Annotated in this window: 21 protein-coding genes and 1 other RNA gene; 8 read left to right on the top strand and 14 right to left on the bottom strand. The window is 50.3% G+C overall.

Annotated elements, in window-relative coordinates; genetic code table 11:
- Nucleotides 1–104: 104 nt before the first annotated feature.
- Nucleotides 105–1634: a glutamine-hydrolyzing GMP synthase gene (guaA, locus tag Q1A54_RS17180; RefSeq protein WP_299990599.1), complete on the bottom strand. Its 1530-nt coding sequence runs from the start codon at nucleotides 1632–1634 to the stop codon at nucleotides 105–107.
- A gap of 1159 nt (nucleotides 1635–2793) precedes the next feature.
- On the opposite strand from guaA, the gene ffs reads away from it, so the two are divergent.
- The 4 genes from ffs (at nucleotide 2794) to Q1A54_RS17200 (ending at nucleotide 4821) form a co-directional block, all read left to right on the top strand.
- Nucleotides 2794–2891: signal recognition particle sRNA small type (ffs, locus tag Q1A54_RS17185), an RNA gene on the top strand.
- 209 nt (nucleotides 2892–3100) lie between these two features.
- Complete coding sequence (gene fsa, locus Q1A54_RS17190) at nucleotides 3101–3757, top strand: fructose-6-phosphate aldolase (RefSeq protein WP_007654513.1); 657 nt, start codon at nucleotides 3101–3103, stop codon at nucleotides 3755–3757.
- Nucleotides 3758–3896: 139 nt separating this feature from the next.
- Nucleotides 3897–4100 carry a hypothetical protein gene (locus tag Q1A54_RS17195; RefSeq protein ID WP_007654512.1) on the top strand — a complete coding sequence of 68 codons (204 nt, stop codon included), beginning with the start codon at nucleotides 3897–3899 and terminating at the stop codon, nucleotides 4098–4100.
- A 7-nt stretch (nucleotides 4101–4107) separates the two neighbouring features.
- Complete coding sequence (locus Q1A54_RS17200) at nucleotides 4108–4821, top strand: ATP-binding cassette domain-containing protein (protein WP_007654511.1); 714 nt, start codon at nucleotides 4108–4110, stop codon at nucleotides 4819–4821.
- Between the two features lie 20 nt (nucleotides 4822–4841).
- Here Q1A54_RS17200 and Q1A54_RS17205 read toward each other — a convergent pair whose 3' ends face one another.
- From Q1A54_RS17205 to pseB, 10 genes are all read right to left on the bottom strand, one after another.
- Nucleotides 4842–5468, bottom strand: coding sequence for a hypothetical protein (locus Q1A54_RS17205; protein ID WP_299990601.1), 627 nt, complete (start codon nucleotides 5466–5468; stop codon nucleotides 4842–4844).
- A 96-nt stretch (nucleotides 5469–5564) separates the two neighbouring features.
- Complete coding sequence (locus Q1A54_RS17210; RefSeq protein WP_299990603.1) at nucleotides 5565–7049, bottom strand: polysaccharide biosynthesis C-terminal domain-containing protein; 1485 nt, start codon at nucleotides 7047–7049, stop codon at nucleotides 5565–5567.
- Between the two features lie 33 nt (nucleotides 7050–7082).
- The gene (locus Q1A54_RS17215; protein WP_299990605.1) at nucleotides 7083–8372 is read right to left on the bottom strand and encodes a hypothetical protein; all 1290 of its coding nucleotides are present in this window, start codon (nucleotides 8370–8372) and stop codon (nucleotides 7083–7085) included.
- A 3-nt stretch (nucleotides 8373–8375) separates the two neighbouring features.
- Nucleotides 8376–9419, bottom strand: coding sequence for a pseudaminic acid synthase (gene pseI, locus Q1A54_RS17220; protein WP_299990607.1), 1044 nt, complete (start codon nucleotides 9417–9419; stop codon nucleotides 8376–8378).
- 16 nt (nucleotides 9420–9435) lie between these two features.
- A complete protein-coding gene (pseG, locus tag Q1A54_RS17225; protein ID WP_299990609.1) occupies nucleotides 9436–10920 on the bottom strand; it encodes a UDP-2,4-diacetamido-2,4,6-trideoxy-beta-L-altropyranose hydrolase in 1485 nt (494 codons plus the stop codon).
- A 24-nt stretch (nucleotides 10921–10944) separates the two neighbouring features.
- The gene (locus Q1A54_RS17230) at nucleotides 10945–11751 is read right to left on the bottom strand and encodes a glycosyltransferase family protein (protein WP_299990611.1); all 807 of its coding nucleotides are present in this window, start codon (nucleotides 11749–11751) and stop codon (nucleotides 10945–10947) included.
- On the bottom strand, nucleotides 11745–12512 hold the full coding sequence (locus Q1A54_RS17235) for an SDR family oxidoreductase (RefSeq protein WP_299990613.1): 768 nt from the start codon (nucleotides 12510–12512) through the stop codon (nucleotides 11745–11747). The genes Q1A54_RS17230 and Q1A54_RS17235 overlap by 7 nt, the downstream gene beginning before the upstream one ends.
- Before the next feature lie 17 nt (nucleotides 12513–12529).
- Nucleotides 12530–13420 carry an aldo/keto reductase gene (locus tag Q1A54_RS17240; RefSeq protein WP_299990615.1) on the bottom strand — a complete coding sequence of 297 codons (891 nt, stop codon included), beginning with the start codon at nucleotides 13418–13420 and terminating at the stop codon, nucleotides 12530–12532.
- Nucleotides 13417–14595 (bottom strand): UDP-4-amino-4,6-dideoxy-N-acetyl-beta-L-altrosamine transaminase, encoded by a 1179-nt coding sequence (gene pseC, locus Q1A54_RS17245; protein WP_299990617.1) that lies wholly within the window; start codon nucleotides 14593–14595, stop codon nucleotides 13417–13419. The genes Q1A54_RS17240 and pseC overlap by 4 nt, the downstream gene beginning before the upstream one ends.
- Before the next feature lie 107 nt (nucleotides 14596–14702).
- On the bottom strand, nucleotides 14703–15722 hold the full coding sequence (gene pseB / locus Q1A54_RS17250; RefSeq protein ID WP_299990619.1) for a UDP-N-acetylglucosamine 4,6-dehydratase (inverting): 1020 nt from the start codon (nucleotides 15720–15722) through the stop codon (nucleotides 14703–14705).
- Nucleotides 15723–16114: 392 nt separating this feature from the next.
- Here pseB and Q1A54_RS17255 point away from each other — a divergent pair, with 392 nt between their 5' ends.
- Entirely contained in the window at nucleotides 16115–17218 is a 1104-nt protein-coding gene (locus Q1A54_RS17255; protein WP_299990621.1) for a glycosyltransferase family 61 protein, read from the top strand.
- Between the two features lie 128 nt (nucleotides 17219–17346).
- Here the strand turns inward: Q1A54_RS17255 and Q1A54_RS17260 are convergent, their stop codons facing one another.
- Nucleotides 17347–18972, bottom strand: a complete 1626-nt coding sequence (locus Q1A54_RS17260) for an AMP-binding protein (protein WP_299990623.1) — start codon at nucleotides 18970–18972, stop codon at nucleotides 17347–17349.
- A gap of 262 nt (nucleotides 18973–19234) precedes the next feature.
- Here Q1A54_RS17260 and Q1A54_RS17265 point away from each other — a divergent pair, with 262 nt between their 5' ends.
- Both Q1A54_RS17265 and Q1A54_RS17270 read left to right on the top strand, forming a co-directional pair.
- Nucleotides 19235–19690 carry a GNAT family N-acetyltransferase gene (locus Q1A54_RS17265; protein ID WP_299990625.1) on the top strand — a complete coding sequence of 152 codons (456 nt, stop codon included), beginning with the start codon at nucleotides 19235–19237 and terminating at the stop codon, nucleotides 19688–19690.
- Nucleotides 19691–19918: 228 nt separating this feature from the next.
- Nucleotides 19919–20794 carry a hypothetical protein gene (locus Q1A54_RS17270; RefSeq protein ID WP_299990627.1) on the top strand — a complete coding sequence of 292 codons (876 nt, stop codon included), beginning with the start codon at nucleotides 19919–19921 and terminating at the stop codon, nucleotides 20792–20794.
- 5 nt (nucleotides 20795–20799) lie between these two features.
- On the opposite strand, the gene Q1A54_RS17275 is transcribed toward Q1A54_RS17270, so the two are convergent.
- The gene (locus Q1A54_RS17275; RefSeq protein WP_299990629.1) at nucleotides 20800–22137 is read right to left on the bottom strand and encodes a glycosyltransferase family 4 protein; all 1338 of its coding nucleotides are present in this window, start codon (nucleotides 22135–22137) and stop codon (nucleotides 20800–20802) included.
- A gap of 348 nt (nucleotides 22138–22485) precedes the next feature.
- Between Q1A54_RS17275 and ffh the strand changes: the two genes are divergently transcribed.
- The gene (gene ffh, locus Q1A54_RS17280; RefSeq protein ID WP_299990631.1) at nucleotides 22486–23826 is read left to right on the top strand and encodes a signal recognition particle protein; all 1341 of its coding nucleotides are present in this window, start codon (nucleotides 22486–22488) and stop codon (nucleotides 23824–23826) included.
- An 80-nt stretch (nucleotides 23827–23906) separates the two neighbouring features.
- On the opposite strand, the gene Q1A54_RS17285 is transcribed toward ffh, so the two are convergent.
- Complete coding sequence (locus Q1A54_RS17285; RefSeq protein ID WP_299990633.1) at nucleotides 23907–24383, bottom strand: nucleoside deaminase; 477 nt, start codon at nucleotides 24381–24383, stop codon at nucleotides 23907–23909.
- Between the last annotated feature and the right edge of the window lie 375 nt (nucleotides 24384–24758).

Below are 24758 nucleotides of genomic sequence, written 5' to 3' on the forward strand. Positions count from 1 at the left end.
ACGAACTGATAAGAACAGTATTTGAATAACTCATTTACTGTTTAGAGAACAACTCGATTCATTACTATTCACGCAATCACTCATTCAAAATTCACTCACTAATACTATTCCCACTCGATGGTTGCTGGTGGCTTCGAGCTGATATCGTATACGACGCGGTTTACACCTTTTACCTTGTTGATGATCTCATTTGATACATCGGCCAGGAACTCATACGGCAAACGGCTCCAGTCTGCTGTCATGCCGTCAATGGATGTCACAGCACGAAGGGCCACCACATTTTCGTAAGTACGCTCGTCGCCCATTACACCAACTGATTGCAAAGGTGTCAGGATAGCGCCTGCCTGCCATACCTCGTCATACAGTCCTGATTTTTTCAGGTTGCTGATGAAGATATGATCTACCTGCTGCAGCACATGTACCTTCTCCGGTGTGATGTCACCCAAAATACGGATTGCCAAACCAGGACCAGGGAAAGGATGGCGACCCAGGATAGCATCATCTATCTTAAGTGTCTTACCTACCAAACGCACCTCGTCTTTGAAAAGTGTTTTGAGTGGCTCAACCACTTTCAGGTTCATGAAGTCAGGCAGACCGCCCACGTTGTGGTGCGACTTGATCGTAGCTGAAGGACCTTTTACGCTTAGCGATTCAATCACGTCCGGGTAAATAGTGCCTTGTGCCAGCCATTTTACGTCTTCAATCTGATGCGCTTCGTCGTCGAACACCTCGATAAACACACGGCCGATCGCCTTGCGCTTGCCTTCGGGGTCAGAGATGCCAGCCAGTGCTGCATAGAAGCGGTCTTTGGCGTCAACGCCTTTCACATTCAGGCCCATGTGCTTATATGAATCAAGCACAGTCTCGAACTCGTCTTTGCGCAGCAGGCCGTTGTCTACGAAGATACAATACAGATTTTTGCCGATTGCCTGGTGGATCAGCATGGCAGCCACACTGGAATCAACACCGCCAGACAGGCCAAGTACAACCTTGTCATTGCCCAGCTGCTCTTTCAACTCAGCTACTGTGGCGTCCACAAACTGCTCCGATGTCCAGTCCTGCTGGCAATCGCAGATATGCACCACGAAGTTGCGGAGCAAAGTCTTGCCTTCGTCAGAGTGGGTTACTTCCGGGTGAAACTGAATGCCGTAGGTCTCCTGGTCACGCAGCTTGTAAGCAGCTACACGCACCGTTTCCGTACTGGCTATTACTTCAAAATTGTCTGGAATTTCTTTGATCGTATCACCATGTGACATCCATACCACCGAACCCGGGGTGAGTTCTTTCATCAGACGGTTAGCGGTGTGCAGCTCTGTAAGTCTGGCACGACCGTATTCGCGAATGGTGGATGGGGTTACTTCGCCCTGGTGCTCGTAAGCGATCAGTTGTGCGCCGTAGCACACGCCCAGTAAGGGTAGCTTGCCCATATACTGGCTTAGATCGATGGTAGGGTGTTCGTGGTCGCGCACCGAGCAGGGGCTGCCCGATAGAATAACGCCTTTGACATCTTCCGTGAGTTCCGGAACATTATTGTAAGGGTAAATCTCACAATACACATTTAGCTCGCGCACCCGTCTTGCAATCAATTGGGTGTACTGGGAGCCGAAGTCGAGAATCAGTATTTTTTCTGGCATGCGCAAAGGTAAGGTGTATTAGGCTTTTTTGCCAAAAATAGGGGATATATGTTTTGAGGAGTACTAGTCAGTAGGTTTTTTTGCTTCTCCAGCGGGGGCTGTTATGGCGCGAGCGTCCTCGCTCGTGTTTACTATGGTGGGGTCTCTGACCTGAGTATAGGATTTAGCTGCTGCTGTTGTAGGTATAGCTACCTGAGTTGTTTCATTGCTTCGCCTGTGCGGCGGGCACCTACTTTTTTCCTTGATGAAAAAAGTAAGCAAAAAAATCAAGACTCCCCAAACTCGCTGAACGCTCAAACAGTGGGTAGTCATTTAAGTGCACTTGGCACTGCTGCTTGTTTCATTGTGAGCGTGCGAGTTTGTCTTGCTATACCTGCCAGTGGCGTGTAACATAAACTACGATGCTTATACCTGTGAAAAGGCAGTAGCAGAGATTCCCCTCTTGGGAGATAGGGCAGCTCTGTCCGTAATTATCCCCTTGAGGGGATTATAGGGGTGTAAAGTCGGTGCTAAATTGCCAGTAGCGTAATTATTCACGATTCATCCGCAGCCTCAATGCCCCTCCGTGAGCTTCGCTCGAAAGTTTCGACTCGCGTCTCACTTGTCCTCAAGGGGAGAATTTGCTAGAACTTAAAGGCCCTACTTCACGGGAGGGGCAGGTTAATCGTGCATACTGCCCCACGTATTTTGGGGTGGGGGACACCGCTGTTTTAAACCTGTGAAAGAATTGTTTTCTGGCTATTGAGGCTGAATACAGGAAGCGAAACTGTCCCCTTGAGGGGACCATAGGGGTGTAAAAGACGGCTGTTTTACTATTTCATTTCTGCTCTGAATGGTCTTTGGCCTATAAAACACCCCTTTTACCTACGGTCACAATCTTCGAACTCTCGTTCTCGTTTTTCCTCAAGGGGACAGTTTTAATTGGCAGAATCTAGCTTTAAAGCTTTAAGACCCTTTTAGCATGTTTAGTACAGTAGTAGGAAGGGATCCTACATTAAGACTCAGACAAAAAAAGTCTATCAACTTTGCTCTGAAGCTTCTCGAAATAATTTTTCTTGTAATCACACTGAGGCTTAATGTGCTACCTCCTTATTGCCGCTATTACTGCATTATTCTGCTGAATAAATTTGCACTTCAGGATAATCTTCGTACTTTTGTAACGGCAAATCGGCACGGCCAGCTCCCGTCGAACTCCCCCAGGGCCGGAAGGCAGCAAGGGTAGATGGTTGAAGCGGCGCGATGTTGGTTTGCCACTTTTTTTTGCCCATACTTTTCTGACCGGCCCGTTGCCGGTCTTCTTGTTTTAAGCTCAGTTGCTTCTGCTGCTGCTCCCTATACCCTGCCATACAATAGGTTAACCTGCCTTTGAGGGCTTATACCTCAATTGTCCCGCATCTTTTATACAATGTCTTTTGACTTAGGGCATATTGCGTTAGATTTGTAGGAAAATCTACATCCCCAGCATTATGAAATTCTTTGTTGATACTGCAAACCTGCAGGAAATTCAGGAAGCGCACGACCTCGGTGTGCTCGACGGTGTTACCACCAACCCATCGCTGATGGCCAAAGAAGGTATCTTCGGACACGACAATGTGATGGCGCACTACAAGCAGATTTGCGAAATCGTGGATGGTGACATCAGCGCCGAAGTGATCGCAACGGACTTCGACGGCATGGTACGCGAAGGCGAACTGCTGGCCGAACTGCACCCGAACATTGTAGTGAAAGTGCCAATGACACGTGAAGGCGTGAAGGCAATCCGTCACTTCAGCGAGCGTGGCATCAAAACGAACTGTACACTGGTATTCTCTGCTGGTCAGGCGATTCTGGCTGCCAAGGCAGGTGCTACGTATGTGTCTCCTTTCGTAGGCCGTCTGGACGACGTATCAACGGATGGTTTGCAGCTGATCGAGCAGATCGTGCACATTTATGGCAACTACGGTTACCAGACACAGGTACTGGCTGCTTCGGTACGTCACGTAATGCACCTGGTGCAGTGCGCTGAGTTGGGTGCCGATGTGGTAACTTGTCCGCTTTCAGTGATCACAGGCCTTCTGAACCACCCACTGACTGACATCGGTCTGCAGAAATTCCTGGCTGACCACGCCAAAGGAAATAAGTAATAACTAATGAATAATGAGTAATGATTAATGGGGTAGAGTGACTAAGGTGCAAATCTTAAACATTTTACTTCATTGATCATTATCCATTCTATACCTGGCAATTCTTCATTAGTCACTACTCATTATTCATTAAAAAAAGATGTATATCATCAAAGTAAAGGGCAAGGCCAAAATTCCGGATTATATTCAGCTGCGCGACGATAATTTCGTGCTGATCGCTTATTTTAGGGCAGACCGGCCGCTCAAGAACCTGGACCGCTATGGCCTGGAAGGAAAAGAGGAGGCTTTGGCTGCGCTGATTGAGTCCCTTGAGTTCGGTAAACTGCAGCAACTAGACATTTAATTTTCTTATGAGCTTTTCTTCATCTACACCCGTGGTATCGCTACGCGACGTGGCCATTTATCAGGACGTAAACACCGTATTGAGCAGTGTCAACTTCGACATTGACAAAGGGGAGTTTGTATACCTGGTGGGGCGCACTGGTAGCGGAAAAAGCTCTTTGCTCAAAACCCTTTACGGTGATTTGCCGCTTCAAACCGGAGTTGGCACTATCGCTGATTTTAAACTCACGAAGCTCCCGCGTAAGCAAGTACCTTTTTTGCGCCGCAAGATTGGTATCGTGTTTCAGGACTTTCAGTTACTCTTTGATCGTACGGTAGCTGAAAACCTGGCTTTTGTGCTGAAAGCTACAGGCTGGAAAGACAAGTCGAAGCGCAAGCAGCGCATTACAGAAGTGTTGATGCGTGTCGGGCTAGATGCGGCCGCGAACAAACTGCCGCACCAACTATCTGGGGGTGAGCAGCAGCGCATTGTGGTAGCCCGTGCTCTTCTCAACGAGCCCGTTATTTTGCTGGCTGACGAACCAACCGGTAACCTTGACCCAATCGTGGCGGATGGTATCATGCAGCTCTTCAACGAGATCAATAATAGTGGTACAGCCATCCTGATGGCCACACACAACTACGAGATCATCAATAGATATCCACACCGTGTATTGAAGTGTGAAAACGGTAAAGTGCTCGACTCCAAGGTAGAGTCATTCAACCTGACGACGGGTTATTAAGGTATAAGCGTTAGCTCAGGCTAAACTGATTGTCTGATCTGTAGATAGCGCTTCTCTGACTCTGCAATGGCGGATCTGTCAGCAGGGCTTAGACTTTGTGCCAGTTCTTTCGTTCTGTTCTGAAGGGCGTTCCACCAACCTTCTATCATTTCCCAGTCGCGTCCTGAGTATTGCGCTTTATTTTGATCCAGGGTGTTGACAAAATGCTGATAAGTTGCTGCCAGATTAGCTGTTGTGATCTCACTCAGATCATCCGACTCCACATCAATACCCAGCATCTCCTGCCGGAGCTGGTAACGTCTGCTTACATCTTCGTGCCGCTCCTGTAATTTTTGTATTGCTGCATCATACCTTCTTCGCAGTTCCTCAATTTCCTCCCTACGTTCTGGTTCGTACGCATCGGAATATTGCATTATTCTACTTTCATGGGTGAGGTATGATTCTTTAAGCTCTCTGACCTCTCCATCCCATTCCTGCAGGCTTGACTGGTCATTCGAATTAGCTTGCTGCTCAGTAGCTAATACAAACTCTCTGTATTCCTGGTAAGCGCTTTCCTTGCCTGTATCAGATTGGTTTTGCTCTTTATCTGCGCATGAGACACCAGATAGAAAGATCGTTAACAATAAAGATAAGATGGTTCGTTGCATGTCTGTTGCTTATTTAGTACTATTAATATTTACAACGACCTGCCTACCTGTTAGTTACAGGAGCACGCTTTCTGCCGGAAACAGGCAAGTGTATGCTTACTTATTGTTTCTAAACCTATTCAGTGAGTTAGCCAGCCATTGGTTCATATCCGGGTATACCCGCAAGCCCAGCATCAGGCCCATGTATATAGTGGTGATCAGAAGTGATCTTCCCAAGATGTCTAAATATTTATTCTCCAGGAAAGGGAGTAGGTAGGAAGCCCCCAGCGCCACCGCGGCAATGGCTGTCACACCCAGCGAATTCCATGCAAAGGGCTGCATTTTATAGAGGTACTGCACAAAGAAAAGGCGCAGCAGGTTGATAGTGACATACGAAATCATGGAAGCAAGGGCCGCACCGTTTATCCCGTACAGCGGAATGAACACATAGTTAGTCCAAATCGTAAGTCCTGCCAGCACCACGTTGAAAAGCAGGTCCCAGCGGTACTTCTCAGAAGTAGCCAGAATGATACCGTTTATACCTGTGGCCAGGTCGATGATGCGTGCCATGGACAGGAACAATACTACATACTTACCAGCCCGGTAGGTTTCCGGCATAAAAGAGAAGAGGTTGTCAATGTTGGCCCAGATGCCTATGAATAACAGTAAACCCACAATCAGGTTGATCAATGTGATTTGCTTGTAAAGCCGCTCCATACCTGCCATGTCCTTGTCTTTCCAGTACTCGGCTACCTGCGGAAAAGCGATCTTGAAAATGGATCGTGCCGGTACCATGATTGCGCTGGTGATAAAAAAGGCTGTGGTGTAAATACCGTTGTCGCCAAGGCTGTAAGAGCTGATCATGATCTGATCGACAGTGGTGATGATGGTCACCGAGATGTTGCCCAGGAAGGTAAAAAAGCCGAAATAAAGCATTTCACGCAAGGGTACGATACTGAGCGCAGCCAGGCGCGGCTTCAGAAAAAGTTGCTTTAACCAGAGCGCATACACCACCAGTGAGAGTGTGATCACCGCATTGATGACAATGTAAAGCAGCACGAATTGCCTGAATTCGATCCAGTCAAAGGCATAGAGCCCAATCAGCGCCGTCGTGAGGATGCGCAGCAGGAAATCCTGGGCGAATGACGAAATGATGGTCTTGAACAGGGAGCGCAGGTAGGCTGTTAGCAGATTGAAAAGCAGCGTGAAAAAGGCCAGCGGAATTACAAAGTAATAGTAATCGAGCAGGAGAGGAGAATTCTCGATATAATAGTCGATCACAACTGGCTTGAACAGCAGGAATAATCCAGTAATGGCGCCAAAGCCCAGCACAGGTATAGCCAGCATCAGAAACAGGAAGCCGTGGTGCTCTTTGCTCTTATCCCTGAAATAGGGGAAATAGCGCACGCTCATGTTCACGAAGCCGAGGGCGGAGAACTGCGCAAACATCACCGAAATCTGGATCAGCAGGCGCGTTAGGCCCACTTCCTCCTCCTCCAAAAAGTTAGGGAAAAGCAGGATAGTGTTCACATAGCCGATGGCGATGCCGGCATATGAGATCACGGTGTTCCAAATACCCTCTCGCTGGAGATGTTTACTCATGTTTCTTTTTCAGGCCACAAAGGTAGCCGATTCTTATAATTGATTGGTGGTAGCCAACATTGCTTTTATAAAGTCAGCTGCCAGTTCGCCGCTCCTGCCGTCATACGCTGTTCCAACAGTCGCGTGGTAATAGCTGGCTCGCTGGTAAACCTGCGGTTTGTGTGCTATCCCTTGTGCGAGCATTGGCTTGAGTGAATCGTAGGAAGTGGCTTCTTCCACCAGACTGTGTTTCACAAAGCCATAATAATCATGCAGCTCCTCTGTCGGGTTGAAGTTATAGTAAACCGACCATACATTGAGCAGCACCGCTTCCAAGTGGATGCCGGAGTTGCCGCTGATCAGCATGTCTATACCTTGCAGGTATTCAAACACGGACTGTTGTCGGGCGTTAGTCAGGCTGACGTTCGGGCTGATGCCGGTGACAAAGGTATAGCTGCGTTTGTCGCGTGGGTGAGGGCGCAGCAGAATCCTGAGCTGCGGGAAATCACGGCTAATCTGGCGAATCAGCTGCTCCACTTCCTCCACCCGGTCCATCAGGTTGCAAGCTATACCTAGTGTTTGCACTTGACGACTCTCGTTACGGAGCGGCACAAACCTATCGGCTTTGGGCATGCCTATAAACTCAACTCGGCCCTGCACCGGTCCGCACTGCCTGTACTTGTCCAGCGAATCCTGGCCTTCGAGTAAATTTAAATCAAATGACAGCGGCGGAAATAAGTTGCTAACGCTGGAATGCTGCACGTAAACGGTAGGTATACCTAATTTCTTAGCCGCCAGCAGCATGGCACGGGCATCGGCGTTGTGGTCGTTGGCAAAGACGATGGCTTGCGGGCGGTACTGTTTCAGTTTCTGCAGGTATACTTCATAAAAACCAATGGCATCGTAGAGCAGATCTACGAAGCGGAGGGTGTTGTGCTTGCGATGCTGCAGAAACTGAAAAAACAGGTATGGAAACTTATAGTAGGAGAGTAATTTTTTGCGCAGTGAGAGCCGCGCCACCTTTTGGTTATACCTGCCAATCGCTTTCCTCTGGCCTGCTACCATTACCGCCTCAGGTATAGCTGCCTCTAAGAAGTTCAGGCTGTCATAATTATTCTGACTCACCACATACAGCCATACCTTGCCCTGCAGTTGTTCCGGCTGCTCCACAGTCCGAAACAGATTGCCAATCAACCGCACCAGGGTATAGCCGGCCATGCGCAGCAGTCGCATCGCCGGATTGCCAGGCGATGCTGCGTTCTTGGCACTTTCGGGGAGCTTGTAAAAACCTTCGGAAAAGTGCAGGTATAGAATGTTGCTGTACAGGTTATACCAGTCTTTCATGTGTTATACCATGTCCCAGCTAAGCGGCGTGCCTGCTTTGATGCCCTGTGCAGCGCTTTTGCCCAGTAGGTTTTCATAGTGTTTCGGCGGAAGCCCCAGACCCGGGCGGATCACCCGGATGTTTTCTTTGGTAAATGCCTCACCTGCTTTTATATCATGAGCAGCGTAGATGGAGCGCTTAAACAGGCGACTTTTCTCCTCAGCCCGTTGCACGCCGTACTGCACCTGCCCCAGCGCCAGCCAGGCTCTTTCTGACTCTACCACCAGCAAATGCAGCTCGGCTGGCTCCAGCGAGAAGGCGGAATCCACACCACCGTCGGCGCGGCTGAGGGTAAAGTGCTTCTCGATAACTGTTGCACCCAAGGCTACAGCAGCTACTGACGCGCCCACGCCCATGGTATGGTCCGAGAGGCCGACCTGCACGTCGTAGAGTGCACTCAGGTGCGGGATGGTGCGCAGGTTCGTGTTCTCCGGTGTGGCCGGGTAGGTGGAGGTGCACTTGAGCAGGATCAGCTCCAGACAGCCCTCCTCGCGCAGTACCTGCACGGCTTCGGCCACTTCCTGCACGGTGGCAGCGCCGGTGCTCATGATCACAGGCTTACCGGTGGCCGCTACTTTGCGCAGTAGCGGGTGGTCCGTGTTTTCAAATGAAGCAATCTTGTAAGCGGGAGCGTCCAGGCTCTCCAGAAAGTCCACTGCGGATTCGTCGAAAGGAGAGGAGAAGGCGATAATGCCGCGCTCCCGTGCCCGCTCGAAAATAGGCTGGTGCCACTCCCATGGGGTGTAGGCTTCTTTGTAGAGGTCGTACAGCTCACGGCCTTTCCACAGAGAACCCTCGTCTTCGATGGTCAGGGCACCCGGCAGGGTCATGGTGTCGGCGGTGTAGGTCTGCAGTTTGATGGCATCCGCACCCGCATCGGCGGCGGCGTCCACGATGGCCAGTGCCCGCTCCAACGACTGGTTGTGGTTACCCGACATCTCCGCAATGATAAAGGGCTTATGGGGAGGACCGATCAGACGGCCGGCAATACTAATATCGTTGATCATGATTTCTGTTTCTAAACTATGCGCTAGCCTTTGGCTGCCAAACAAAACGGAATGCTTTCGGGTGAGCCGGGTCAGCTTCACCGTAAGTGAAACCGGCTTTCTCAAAAGATCGCACAGAGGCTTTGTGATCCTGCTGCACCAATCCCTCCACCAACTGTAACTCAGGTCGTTCCTGAAGCAGATGCTGTGTGCCTTTCAGCAGCACAGTGTGTCCCAGGCCTTTGCCCCGGTAGTCAGCCGCAATCAGGTAGCTGATCGTAGCTGTGCTGCCTTTGATGTCGAAGCGGATGTGGGCGGCTGGGGTTCCGTCTGCTTCGGCAAGATAGAGCATGGCATTGGGGTTGTCAAGTTTGCCCTTAAACCAGCGGGTATGATCCTCCAGCGGAATGGGCTCCTGGTTGAAGGAGTGCCGGCGCACCTCCGGGTCGTTGGCCCAGTTGAAGAGCAGCTGCAAATCCTCTGCTTTAACTTTCCTGAGTTTTAAGCTTGTCGCCAGGCTGAGGCTTTTAAAAAGCTGCTGCAACCGCTCCGGACTCTTCCCATCGAAAAACTGTCGTTGAATTGTGAGTTGGGCTGCAAATTGCTCTTCGCTTATACCTTGCTTCAGTAAACTAGAAAGATTGCTGTAGTCCAGGGCTATACCTGCTGAGGTCAGGAACTGGTGCATACCTGCCTGATTATCGGCGGTTTGCTTCACAAATAATACTCCACCCACGGCGGCGTATTCATAAGAGATGCCACTGGCAGAGGTAATGGCGGCCTGGCATTTGGACATCAGGCGGCGAAGACTCTCAGCGGAAAGATCGCGGTGCAGTTTGGTTTGAGGCTGTTCTTTTAGGTATTGTTTCAGCTCGTGTAAGCGGGTATAGGCGCTGCCTACCACTACTTCGACTTGCTTGACGGCAGGTATAGCTTTAAGTGCTTCCAGCGCTTGTAAGGTTTGATTGTCCGGGTCGGCACCTCCCATGCAAACCAGCACACGCAACTCGCCTTCAGGTATAGAACGGGTAGCTTTGGCGGCTCTCAGGAAGGCTGGACGGAGCAGCGCATAGTGCGGACCGAGCAGTAGTCGGGTATAGGGTGCTGCTTGGTAATTATCGGGTGAAACGCCACCTGCCTGGTTGATCACCGCATCAGCCACAAAGGTATAGGTATGGATATCGTCGATGCAGACCACTGCTGCGCCGCGTGATTTTATATTCTGCTGGTAAGCTGTACCAAAGGTATAGCCGTCCAGCACCACGATCTCTTCTTCTGAGATATAAGCATCCAGTTCGTGTATAAAGCGGTCCGCAGCCGGATCGGCAGGAGGAAGCACGATGATGCCATCGCAGACTTCGCGGATGCGCTCCTGCAAGGCTTGGTCAGGCGATTGAATGGCGAAAACACACTCAAACTCCCGGCGCAGCATATGCACCAGTGCCAGCGAGCGCGTGACGTGGCCCAACCCGATGCGGCTGTTTCCGTCTGCTCTGAAAATGATGCGTGTTTTCTGAATCATGTTATTTAAGTTTTAGGAGCGCTCTCACAGCTTACGCAATGCTTTTGTAAAACCTCCGGCCTGCAGCATTTTTTTGGCAGCAGCTATTTCCTCTTCCTCTGACTCAAAGACCTGCCGCTGCGAATTAGCGGCGTTGACCTCCTGCAGCCAAGGGTGTTTCTGCAGCAACTCCCAGATCTGCTCGTGCGTCACCGGCTGACCCTGCTTCCATAGCCGGTCCATGATCATGGAGGCCAATGCGTAATCTGTAGGGTAGTCTACGGTAAGGCGCAGTGCTTCGATGGGGGAGGTATAAGGCAAAGTCTGTCTATTGAGATTGGCCTTTCTCCTGATGTAGGGCGTTACATGCTCACGGTCAGCGGCTTCGGATGCTTCGGTGGCTGCCGTTTCCAAGGCCTGACGGGTAAACACCTCCACGTTAGTGCCTAGGGGCAGACCGGTGGTGGTGATATAGTCTGATTCTGTCTGTAGCAGCTTTTTCACTGCCTGGGCGATCGTGACTGGCAGCACAAAAGGATTGTCCCCCGTCAGGCGCACAATCACATCCAGTTCATAGGTATGTGCGGCCTGTAGGAAGCGATCCAACACATCGTCGGCTGAGCCACGCAGGTAGGGTATGGCTTTTGTCTGGCAAAACGCTTCAATGGCGTCATCAGCGTTTCGGGTGGTGGTAGCCACAATCGTTTGCTGTAAAGAACTTGCAGACTGGGCATTGTTCACCACATGTTCCAGCAGGCTGGTATTGCTGCCGAAGGGGAGCGGCAGCAATGCTTTGCCGGGAAGTCGCTCCGAACCCAGGCGCACCTGTATGATGGCGCCTACCTTTACCATGCCGTCCAGCCTCCGTCCAGCACCATGTTCTGTCCTGTCATATAGGCCGATGCGTCTGAGGCCAGGTATACGAAAGCACCTTTCAGGTCGTCGGGCTTACCGATGCGGCCCAGTGGGTTCTTCTTTTTCAGCTGCTCCACAAACTTTTCGTTCTGCTGCACCTGCTCACTCGGGAAAGGCCCCGGCGTTACTGCATTAACCGTAATGTTAGACTTACCCAGGTAGCAGGCAAAGTAGCGCGTGAGTTGTAGCACGCCCGCCTTGGCAGCTCCGTAATGCGGCGGATTCAGGAAAGCCGGACTCTCGTCGTAGATGCTGAAATCGGGGGAGACCATGCCGTACATGGAAGACACATTGATGATCCGGCCTCCGTTCTGCTTCAGGTAGGGAATCACTTCCCGGATGCAGCGGTAAACGCTGTTGAGGTTGCCGTCGATGCCGTAGGCCCATTCCTCATCGGTAAGCTGCTCGGGCTGTTGGCCTTTGGAGTAAAAGGCATTGTTTACCAGTACGTCGATCCGGCCCTCTGCCTGCTGCACCTGCTCAAAGGCGGCAGCAACAGTTTTGGTATCGGAGATGTCGCAGCAGACAAAAGATAGGTGAAGGTCAGTATGTTCGCTGAAAGCCTCTTTGAATTTTGCCTCGCTTCGGCCCAACACATAAACGGAAGCGCCAGCCTCGGCCAATGCCAGGCTGATGGCGGTGCCCAAATGGCCGTAGCCACCCGTCACGAGGGCCACTTTGCCCGTTAAAGAAAACATATTAGTCAGACTTCTGCTCATCGTGCGGGCCACATGTAGGGTAAGAGTATATTTTCGTTTTCTTCTTTCAATTCTAATAGTTCATTGTGCAGTGCCTCAGGTAAGGTCGTGTTGCAGAAGCTGATGTTCTCCTGCAGGGTTTTTAGGCTCTCCACACCGATCACCACTCTGGAAATATAGGGATTTGCCAGCGCAAAAGCCAGACAAACCGCCCCGATCGGGAGCTGGTAAGCGTTGGCCAGTTGCTGCAGCCGCTTTAGTTTGGGGGCAGTCTCCTGCAGGTATGGCGCCAATTGGGCCGGCTGCATAAAGTAGAGCCCTTGTAGGTATACCGAGCGGACATGCGTTTCAATGCCCCGGTTTCTCAGCTCTGGCAGTAGCTCCTCAAATCGCCTGTCGAAAATGCTATAGGGGAACTGCACGAGATCAATTGGCGCCTCCCGCCGCAGCAGTTCCTCCGCCTCAGCCGGATGATAGAGTGAGAGCCCCACCTTCTCCACCTGACCAGATGATTTCAGCTCCTGCAGCTCGTCCAGCACACTTGGTTTAACGCTGTAACTCGCATAGCTATGCAGCAGGTAGCCGTAAAGCTTGTCTGCTCGCAGACGCTCAATTGATTCCTGGAATGCCTGCCTGATGGTTTTATCTGGCTGGTTTGGCGGATACTTGCTGATGATACGGTAAGGTGCCGGCAAGTTGTGCAGGACACTGCCCAGACACTGCTCGCTGTTGCCATAGGCCGCCGCCGTATCCAGTGTGTCTATACCTGCTTTCGCCGCTTCGGCTAATATGAAGGCTACCTCAGCTTCGGGCACCTGTCCGCGCTGGTTGCTGATGCCGTAGGGGAGACCAAACTGCGCCGTACCCAGGATCAGCCGCTGTGCCGGTGATGGGGTATCCAAACTCAATCCTTGCAAAATTCTTTTACTTTCTCGATCACGAATTGCTGCTCCTCGACCGTCAGGCTTGGGTACATCGGCAGACTGAGGCAGGCTTCGTAGTAACGCTCGGCCTTCGGGAAGTCACCTTTATTGTAGCCCAGACTGCGGTAGTAGGGCATGGTGTGGGCCGGGATGTAGTGCACCTGCGCAAATATGTTGTGCTCCCGCAGGTAGTCATAGAGACTCTTGCGGTCAGCCACCTGGATGACGTACAGGTGGTAGGCGTGGCCCGTCTCACCCGCCTTGGTCAGCGCCGCCGGGTTGGTACCGAGCACCGTTATACCTGCCGCATCGGCGAAAGCCTCGTCGTATACCTGTGCAATCTCTCTTCTGCGGACCATGCCCTCGTCTGCTCTGGCCAGCTGAGAGATGCCCAGGGCGCAGAGCATGTCGGGGATTCTATAGTTGTAGCCCAGCGCCTGCATCTCCATATACCAGCCGCCGTGGTTTTCCTCCAAAAGGTCCGCATCGCGGGTGATGCCGTGGGTGCGGTAAAGCAGCAGTTTCTTGTACAGATTCTCGTCGTTGGTGGTCACCATGCCGCCCTCGCTTGTGGCGATGTGCTTAACGGGGTGGAAGGAGAAGATGGCCAGCTCGGCAAATTTACCGTTGCCGCAGAACTGCCGCTCGCCTTTGCTGTCGACAAAGAAGCCCCCCGGGGAGTGGGCCGCATCCTCGATAATCCACAGCCCGTGCTTGTCTGCCAGCTGGCGCAGCTCCTCCAGGTTCACCGGGTTGCCGGCAAAGTCCACCGGAATGATGCCGCTGTAGTAGCCTTGGGGCTTGCCTTCCACCATCTGGCGTACCTGCGCAATGTCAATCAGGGCCGTTGCCGGGTCAATGTCGGCAAACTCGACGGTGCCACCGCAGTAACGCACGCAGTTGGCCGAGGCCACAAAGGTGATGGGCGTGGTGATCACACGAGAGTTCTCGTTCACGTTCAGCGCCATCGCGCAGAGGTGCAGCGCGGCCGTGCCGTTGCTTACGGCTACAGCGTACTTGGCCCCCACATAACTGGCGAAGGCCTGCTCAAACTCCGCCACTTTCGGCCCCTGCGTCAGGAAGTCTGACTGCAGTGTCTCTACAACCGCGGCAATATCTGCCTCGGTGATGTGCTGGCGGCCGTAAGGGATAGGCTTCATGTTTTTAATTAATAATGAATAGTGAGTAATGACGAATGAATAGTGAGTAATGATTAATGTGGGCTGCTACATCAAAGAGCAAATCATTATTCATTACTCATTATTAATTATACACTAAAGCTAGGGTCCACATGCTGGCGGATTTGCTCGCGGAGCTGCTCTACGCTAAGCCAGTCGGTGTTGGTGCCGGAGTTGTACTTAAAGCCCAGTTCCACCATTTTGCCATTGTGCGCTTTCATAAAATCCTCCACCGTCCAGAGCGGCGTTGAAGGCACAATTACATAGTACTTATCCAGCTCCACCGTGTTCAGAGAGTCGGTCTCTGTGATCATCTCTTCGTGTAGCTTTTCGCCTGGTCGTATACCTACCACCTCTTGTTTGCAGTTCGGACCAATGGCCTCAGCCAGATCGGTGATCACATAAGAAGGAATCTTCGGCACGAAGATCTCGCCTCCCCAATGATGCTCCAGCGCATGGAAAACCAGTTCCACGCCTTCTTCCAGCGAAATGTTGAAACGGGTCATATCCGGGTGGGTAATAGGCAGTACGCCTTCTTCACGCTTTTTCAAGAAGAAAGGTACCACAGAGCCGCGGGAGCCGATCACGTTGCCATAACGTACCACTGAGAACTTGATGTCGCGCTTGCCCTTCATGTTGTTGGCGGCTACAAAAAGCTTGTCAGAGCAAAGTTTGGTAGCGCCATACAGGTTGATCGGAGCAGCGGCTTTGTCCGTCGAGAGTGCCACTACGTGCTTCACCCCGGTGTCGAGGGCGGCATTGATGATGTTTTCGGCACCCAGTACATTCGTCTTGATGCACTCCATCGGGTTGTACTCAGCGGCAGGCACCTGCTTCATGGCAGCGGCGTGCACAATAATATCAATACCCTCGCAGGCTCTTTTGAAACGATCGCCGTCACGCACGTCGCCGATAAAATAACGAACGGAATTGTACTTGCTGTGCGGGAAAACCTGCGACATTTCGAACTGCTTCAGCTCGTCACGGGAATAGATCACCACACGCTTCACATCCGGAAAACGGGCGTATACCATCTCCACGAACTTCTTTCCAAACGAGCCCGTGCCGCCCGTTACGAGTATAGCTTTATTATTTAGGTCTAATGCCATGCTTATTTTTTACTTTATACCGGGGCTCAGAAACTGTAACCCACGCCAAGCTGCAAGTTAAATATTTAATTGTTGATTGCTTAAATTGTTGATAGTTGATTCTTAATTGTTGGTTGTTGAACTGGGAAATTGTTAATTGCTTATTGTTGGATGGTTATATGGTTGAAAGGTGGAGTGGTTAATCGCTTTTCGTGCACGACTATCAATAAATTACTGTCGGCCCACGATTGGACATGTCACGTCCTGATCCTACAAGGTTATGTTAGTTTTATAGTTGTTCACCACCTTATGACTAGGTATCATCGCTACATTTCAACTTTTAACTTCTAAACTCTTAATCTTTCTGTCTTCTTGTACTCTCAAACTCCTGAATTCCCAAACTCTACTGTTTCATGTTGAAAAAAGCTTTTTTCGGGTTGCTGCATACGCTGGGCTATTATTCGCGCTATACCTCGGTGTTGCACCATCCAAGCAAACAGGTTCTTACTCCCAGCTATGTCCTCGATTTTAATGAAGCGGAGAGAGCATTCCTGGAAGATTCAGCCCGCAGCTTCAACTACGCCATCGACTATAGCCTGGGCTACCGGCAGAAAGAGCAGTACCTGATTCGGTTGCAGGATGTAGAAGTGTTGGGTAACTCCGGGGCTGTGGTGCTGGACGGAAAAGTCGTGGTGGAGTCGGTGGGAGAGGTGAGTCGGCTGGCCAAGTCAGACGCTTTTAAAGAAGTATCGCTGCTGTTGCCTAAAAAGCAGAGCGGTCGTTATACCTCGGTACTGCACCTGCCCTGGGCTGACAATAATAACTACCACTGGTTCTTCGACTGCCTGCCACGCCTATACCTGGTGCTTGAGTCTACAAAGGAACCGATCAAGGTGATCATGCGCCGCGACATGGCCCCTTACCAGTTCGAAACGCTGGCCTTTGTCCTGAGAAACTATCCCCATGCCCAAGTAGTCTACATTGGGAAGCATGAAAAATGGCAGGTTGATGAATTTGTATTAGCCTCTTTCGTAGCCAATGCGCAAAGCGGTTACCTGCCCCTTGAGGTGGCCGACTGGTTGCGCCACAAGGTATGGCAAGGGTATGGCGTGCAACAGAACAGCCGTAAAAGGCGCATCTACATCAGTCGCGCGAAAGCCAAAACCCGCCGCGTGCTGAACGAGCAGGAGCTCCTGCCGCTGCTCGACAAGTATGGTTTCGAGGTGGTGCGGGCAGAGGAAATGACCTACCAGCAGCAGGTGCAACTCTTTTATGAAGCAGAGATCGTCATTGCCCCGCACGGCGCCGGCCTGACCAATCTGCTTTTCTCGGAGCAATGCCAGGTGCTGGAGTTTCACCCATCCAACCAGATCAAGACGCATTACTTCCTGCTCTGCAAAGCCCTCGACTTCAGGTATAGCGCTTTGGTGGGCACAACAGGGGATACAAAGGAGAACTACACAGTGCTGGTACAGGAGGTGGAGGAGTGGTTGGAAGGTATGGAAGTTCAGATATAGTTGGGTAAATTACAATCTGGTGAGGTAATTCAGGTATAAATTAAGTCAACCCAAAGTATAGGTAAAAGGAGCAAGGATCAGCAGCAGAGTGAAAAATTAAGTGACCAATAACCTACTGGCTTTAGCATTTAAGCTTCTTCCACCAACCCCAGTTCCTGGGCGGAGATTTCGCGCATTTCCACTTTCCGGATCTTGCCTGTTACCGTCATCGGAAATTCCTCTACAAACTTCCAGTACTTCGGTATCTTAAAGGTCGCGATCTGCCCTTTACAGTAGGCCGCTATGTCCTCGGAAGTAGCGTAGAAACCCTTTCGGAGCTTCACCCAGGCCATGACTTCTTCACCGTATTTATGGTCGGGTACGCCGATCACGTGCACGTCCGATATAGCTTCGTGGGTGAGCAGAAACTCTTCTATTTCACGTGGCGCAATGTTTTCGCCACCCCGTATGATCAGGTCTTTGATGCGGCCGACCACCTGCACGTAGCCTTCCTCGTCCATTACGGCCAGATCACCGGTATGCATCCAGCCGTTTTGTAGCACCCGCTCTGTTACCTCCGGCATATCCCAGTAGCCCAGCATCACCGAATAGCCACGGGTGCAGAGCTCACCTTTCTGGCCACGCGGCACGATCAGACCTGTATCCGGATCAACAATCTTCACTTCCAGGTGCGGATGCACCTTGCCAACAGTCGATACACGTTTCTCCAGCGGATCGTCCAGCTGACTCTGTGTTGAGACAGGTGAGGTTTCGGTCATGCCGTAGCATACCGTCACTTCCCGCATGTTCATCCGCGACTGCACCTGTTTCATCGTTTCAATGGGACAATTGGAGCCGGCCATCACGCCGGTGCGCAGCGTCGAGAAGTCGTATTGAGCGAAGTTCGGGTGCTCCAGCTCAGCAATGAACATGGTGGGCACGCCATACAGTGAGGTGCATTTTTCGGCCTGCACGGTCTGCATCACCTGTTCCGGGTCAAAAGTTTCGGCCGGAATGACCATACATGCCCCATGTGTGATACAGGCCAGGTTGCCGATCACCATCCCGAAGCAATGGTAAAAAGGCACTGGTATGCACACCCGATCATACTCGGTATACTTCAGCGTCTCCCCGATAAAGAAGCCATTGTTTAGTATATTGTGATGGGAGAGGGTAGCCCCTTTGGGCAAGCCCGTGGTGCCCGAGGTATACTGTATGTTGATCGGGTCGTCGAACTGCAAGGTCGCTTCCCGCTCAGCCAGTTCCTGCTCAGTCACTGCCTGGCCTGCTGCGATAAAGCGTTCCCAGTCGCGCTCCATGATCACGGTACGGGTCGGGTAATCGCAGTCGGGACGGATGTGGTTAAGCATCTCGACATAGTCTGTTTGCCGGAAGTAGTGCGAAGCAATCAGCAGACTAATCTGGCTTTGCTTCAGGGCATACTTCAGGTCATTGGTTTTGTAGGCCGGGTTGATGTTAACAAGCACCGCACCTACACGGGCCGTGGCAAACTGCACCAGCACCCATTCCACCCGATTTGGTGACCAAATGCCCACCCGGTCCCCTTTCTGTATACCATAAGCCATCAGACTTTTAGCCACCTGCTCCACCTGTTCCCACAGCTGCCTGTAAGTAGCGCGGTAATGCTGCGTCACCATCACAAGCGCTTCGCGGTCGCCAAATCTTTCAACAGTGTTGCGTAGGCTTTGTCCAATGGTTTCGCCGCGAAGGGGCGTAGTGCTTACGCCATGGCTATAGGAAGGGGTACTGTTCATGGAGTCGTTCCTCAAATATTGCTGTGTATTTACAGCTGGTTGCGTTATTCATGTTTGAACATTTAAGTTAAAGATCGTCTCTGAGAAAAGCACGTGAAATGTTGCTAATTTGATATAGCTGGATGAGCATAGGTGGCCATACCTAAAATCGTTTTTTCCAGAACTGTCAGCAGCAGGTATAGTATATTGATGGCAGGTGTGGTAGGTTATGGAGGGGGGAGCAAAAGCCACCAGCTATTTTTAAAATAAAACAGATCGTTCTATGGAAATCTTATCGCTCGCAGACCGTCCGGACCTGATGCAACCTGCTGTCCATTATTTCTGGACATGCTGGGGCAGTTCGTCTAACTTTAAGTTCTATGAAGACTGCATCCTGCATGCTGTTCAGGACAAGTCCCGGCTGCCGATGTTTTACGTGTTGTGGCACGAAGGGAATATCGTCGGCTCCTACGCCTTACTCACCAACGACATCATCAGCCGTCAGGACCTGATGCCTTGGCTGGCTTGTCTCTATGTAAATGAAGAGCACCGTGGCCAAGGTATGGCCAGCCAACTACTACAGCATGGCCTAAGCGAAGCCAAGCGTCTTGGTCACCCGGCGCTATACCTGAGCACAGACCTGGAGAACTTCTATGAACGCAAAGGCTGGCTATACCTGGCCGATGGGTATAATGTAATGGGGGAAGCCATTAAGATCTATACCTGTCCTGTAGGTTAAATATCTATATGATGGATTATCGTGTCACTATTTAGCACATCCATTTGAGAGCAGCATATAAATTATTTCTACATAGCGGTAGGCTTTTCCTGGATTAGTAAGTCGTGATGTGACGAACAAGTTTATTCAATAATTATACTTTGCCAATGATTAATGGAATAGTAATTGCTGGTATAGAATATAATGAATACCTTGTATTTAACGTCCCATCTTTAAAAAACTTAAATCATGAAGCAACTTTACAGATCCTCCCTGATCCTGGCTGGCTTTACGTTCATGTTCTTTAGCTGCAATTCCGACAAAGACGATATAGCTATACCTATTCAGGAAGAAGTAGATTATGTTGTAATAGATGCCAACACCACTGATAAGCCTGTTAAATCTACTAACTATGATGAAGTTGATGGGATTTTCAGATACGTGGAAAATCATTTCTTTACATCTGGCCCACCTTCTCAATTTACGATCGATAAAGGGTACTTCATGGCCTCGTATCTCGGGAAGGATACCAATGGGCCCCATGTCCAGCTTCGAAACAGCAAAATAAACGGGCAGCCCATGTGTACCGAGACCTATATTAATAGTATCTGTGACTCTTCGAAACCCTCTACATCCTGGAACTTATATGGGAACCAGCATGAGGTGAGAAATTTGAAATGGGAGTACTTAAATAGTGATAAGAGTAAGGGGTACAGGGTGGAGATGACTGATGTTCCGAAAGCTGCTAAATGGCATGCAGTGCCTTCGCGTATTTCATTTGATGACGAAATTAAATTTCATTTTGAAAGAAATTCTGTAAAAGACAGCATTATAGTCGGTCTGTTAATTGTCCCTAAAGAAGGCATAGGTAAAGTCCTTTCATCACCCTCTATTAATCGGACTCGACAAATCGGCTATTTAGTAAAACCTGGCGAAACATCTTTCACTGTAACGAAAGAAAGGATTGCAAGCCTCTCACAATCAGCTTTAGGTATGCCCACAGCTGCTGACTCCGTTTTTCTTAATTTAAGAACGACCCGCCACGTCATCAAGGTTATTGATAACAGAGAAGTATTAATTTCTTATGTAGTAGATGAATTCAAACCCGTTACGGTAGACTGGTAAGTTGACTAAACCTTAGCAGCCTTTACTACCAACCGTTTCACCACCTTGGCCAGCTTCTCCGTCAGGGCCCTTCTCGAAAACTGAGAATGGTTGATGTAGGGCAGGTCAAGGTTAGGGTTGATGGACCAGGCTTTGCTCATCAGCATCATGTGGTCAAGCATCAGCTCGTAGGCCGTATAATGGAACAGGCGGCCGGCACCGCATTCGTCAATGATGCGGTCGGTGTCGGAGTGCACAGGACCGAGGCAAACGATCGGTTTGTTCGACGCCAGGTACTCAAACAACTTGCCCGGCACATTGGAATACACAGCAGGCACATCAGCTATAGCCATCAGCAACATTGTGCTTTCCATCAGGTACTTAATGGCTTCGTTGTGGGGCACATGCGGCACAAACTCCGTTATACCTTCCAGTCCGGCCTTCCGGATACGCTGCTTCACACCCTCCGACGCTTTACCCACAAAACGCAGTTTATAGTTAATATCGGTGTTAACGGACCTCAGGTGCGCAATCGCCTTTAGAAACACATCAATGTTATAGTTCTCTGTGATCGTGCCGGTATAGGTGATCAGAAACTCGTCCTGCGGCGGCGTAGAAGGGTATATAAAGTCATCCTCGTCGTACCCGTTCGGGATTACATGGATCTTGTCCGGATTTATATTTACCGGCTTATTCAGAAAAAGCCGTTTCGTGTCCTCACTGGTCACGACCACAGCATCGGCCTTCTCGAGCACCTGCAACTCGTATTTCTTATCGATGCGCTTGGCGATCGGGGTGTGGTAAAGCTGGTCGTAGTAGTGAATGTTTGTCCAGGGGTCGCGTAAGTCCGCTACCCAGGGCAGGCCATATTTTTCTTTCAGCTTCAATCCGATCAACTGGGTGGAGTGAGGAGGGCTGGTTGTCAGGATCGCCTGAAACTGGTCGTTCTGCAGCAGCTCTCCGGCCTTTTTGAGGGCATGCTTGTTCCAACCCACACGAGCATCCGGTATAAACAGGTTGCCGCGCACAAATTTGAAAACCTTATCAAGGAAGCCAGTTTTAGCTTCTTCGTTGGCAAAGCCACTATAAGGTATTTCTTTCTTGCCCGAGAGTTTTTTGTAATACTCAAAAGGCTCTGAGGTAGCAGTGCGATATACGGCTGTACCTTCGGGCACTTCTCTTGCAAACGTGTGATCCAGCACCGGGTAAGAGGCCTGCCGCTCATCCACGGTTAACACACTTGGCCGCACACCCGCCTGTGGCAGGTATTTGCAAAACTTAAGTCCACGCTGCACGCCCGGCCCGCCTGAAGGGGGCCAGTAGTAGGAGATGTATAGTAAATTGATCTGGTCTGTTTTTTCCAAAGCGATCAGTAGAATAACTTCTTTCCCAAAGATAACGAATGATGCTTAATGATTAATGACGAATGAATAATGAGTTGTGGCCATGTGTAAACATTAATGCAACGTAATTCAATATGGCTGTATTCGGCTAATCAACGAAATAGGTTCGCTTACAGATTACAGCCTAAGCAAAAAAACAACGGTCCTCAGCTCGTCATCCCATTCGGCACCCATCTTTCCTTTTATCTATCTATTCGTCATTACTCATTAATCATTATTCATTCACCATTAATCATTACCCATTCATCATTACTATAGCAACTATTCCTGATATTCCTTAGTTTTGTAGGTAAATCCAGAATTAGAGAGATGTTTGATAATTTAAGTAACAAACTAGACCGCGCCTTTAAAACCCTCAAAGGCCAGGGAAGCATCACAGAAATCAACGTAGCTGCCACCATCAAAGAGGTACGCCGTGCCCTGGTGGACGCCGACGTGAACTATAAAGTAGCCAAAACAGTAACCGACAAGATCAAGGACGAGGCTATGGGCCGCGACGTGCTCATCGCTGTGTCTCCGGGCCAGTTGATGGTGAAGATCGTGTACGAGGAGCTGACGGAACTGATGGGTGGCCAGAAGCAGGACATCAACCTGAAAGGCGAGCCAGCCATCATCCTGATCGCGGGTCTGCAGGGTTCTGGTAAAACTACCTTTACTGGCAAGCTGGCCAACTACCTCAAAAAGCAGGGCCGTAGTGTGATGGTGGCTGCCTGTGACGTATACCGTCCGGCTGCGATCAACCAGCTGCAGGTATTGGCCGAGCAGGTAGGAGTAGAGGCCTATACCGAACTGGAAAACAAGAATCCGGTTCAGATTGCTCTCAACGCCGTTGCCCACGCCAAGAAGACAAACAAGAAAGTAGTCATCATTGACACCGCCGGTCGTTTGGCCGTGGACGAGGCGATGATGAAAGAAATAGCTGAGATCAAGGCGGCCGTGAAGCCAACTGAAACCCTGTTCGTGGTAGACTCCATGACGGGTCAGGATGCGGTGAGCACTGCCAAGACCTTCAATGAGCGTATCAACTTCGACGGCGTAGTGCTCACCAAGCTCGACGGTGACTCACGTGGTGGTGCTGCCCTTTCGATTCGTGCGGTAGTAGAGAAGCCGATCAAGTTCATCTCAACGGGTGAAAAGATGGAGGCGCTTGACCTGTTCTACCCGGATCGTATGGCCCAGCGTATCCTCGGCATGGGTGACGTAATCTCCCTCGTAGAGCGTGCGCAGCAGGCCTTCGACGAGGACGAAGCGAAGCGCATCAACAAGAAGATCCGCAAGAACCAGTTCAACTTCGATGACTTCCTGACCCAGCTCGAGCAAATCAAGAAGATGGGTGATATCAAGGACCTCGTGGGCATGATCCCGGGTGTTGGCAAAGCCTTGAAAGATGTAGAGATCGACGAAGGTGCTTTCAAGCCGATCGAAGCGATCATCAAATCAATGACGCCGCAGGAGCGTGAGAACCCGGACATGATCAGCGGCAGCCGCCGTGCCCGTATCGCGAAAGGCTCCGGAACGGATATCACACAGGTGAACAACCTGATGAAGCAGTTCAACGACATGCGTAAGATGATGCGCTCCATGAACAAGATGGCCGGTACCAAAGGCGGTATGGCTAACCTTGCCAAGATGATGGGCGGACGTCGCTAAGCAATTCTGGAGATACAGTAAAAGGGCTGAGCTTTCAATAGCTCAGCCCTTTTTATTTTTGGAGCAATCTGTGTGCATTTTCAGTATACCTGCTTATTTTCTTTGACGGCCCAGCGTCTGAATGCCTCCTGTGCTTCTTCCCGGAGCATCTGCTCCATCGGGATAGAACGGTCTGGCGCATCTTTGTCTATTTCGTCGTAAATGAACTGATCATCAAAGCCCACTGCAGCCGCATCGGCTTTGGAGTTTGCATAGTATACCTTACGAGGGCGGGCCCAGTAAATGGCGCCCAGGCACATAGGACAGGGCTCACAACTGGTGTACAGCTCACAATCAGTTAACTGAAAGTTGCCAAGTGCCTGGCAGGCTTTGCGTATGGCATCTACCTCGGCATGGGCAGTCGGGTCATTGGTGGCCAGCACATTGTTGTACCCACGGGCAATGATCTCCCCATCACGCACGACGACAGCCCCGAAAGGACCGCCAAAACCCGCTTCCATTTTCTCCAAAGAAAGCCTGATCGCTTCCCGCATAAAGTTTTTCTGTTCTTGTGTCATATGATTAGCTTCACGCTGCAACATACGTAATCAGACTAGCGTCTGGTTAAAAAGCTGCGTATTTTAATACCTGATTTTCTGAGGGGAAGTGGCCAGAATTGTTTGTGAGAAGCTTATCCGAATTTCTATCAGATAAGTATATATAAAAGCAATAGCTTACACTACACTTGTGCCTTTTAACGCATACTCGTAGTGCAAGCTATTCTAGCTGTTGCTGCTTCACTTATAAGTAAGCAGCCGGTATTTTAATTGTTAAGTATCTGTTTATGTTAGTATATTGTTTTTTAATTGTATTATAAATATCTTCTACTGCTAAATACGAACCATATTTGGTATTAGTTTTGAACAGTCTAAATACGTAAGTATATTTTCGAG

It is taken from the genome of uncultured Pontibacter sp. (genome assembly GCF_947502515.1).
Lineage (GTDB): Bacteria > Bacteroidota > Bacteroidia > Cytophagales > Hymenobacteraceae > Pontibacter.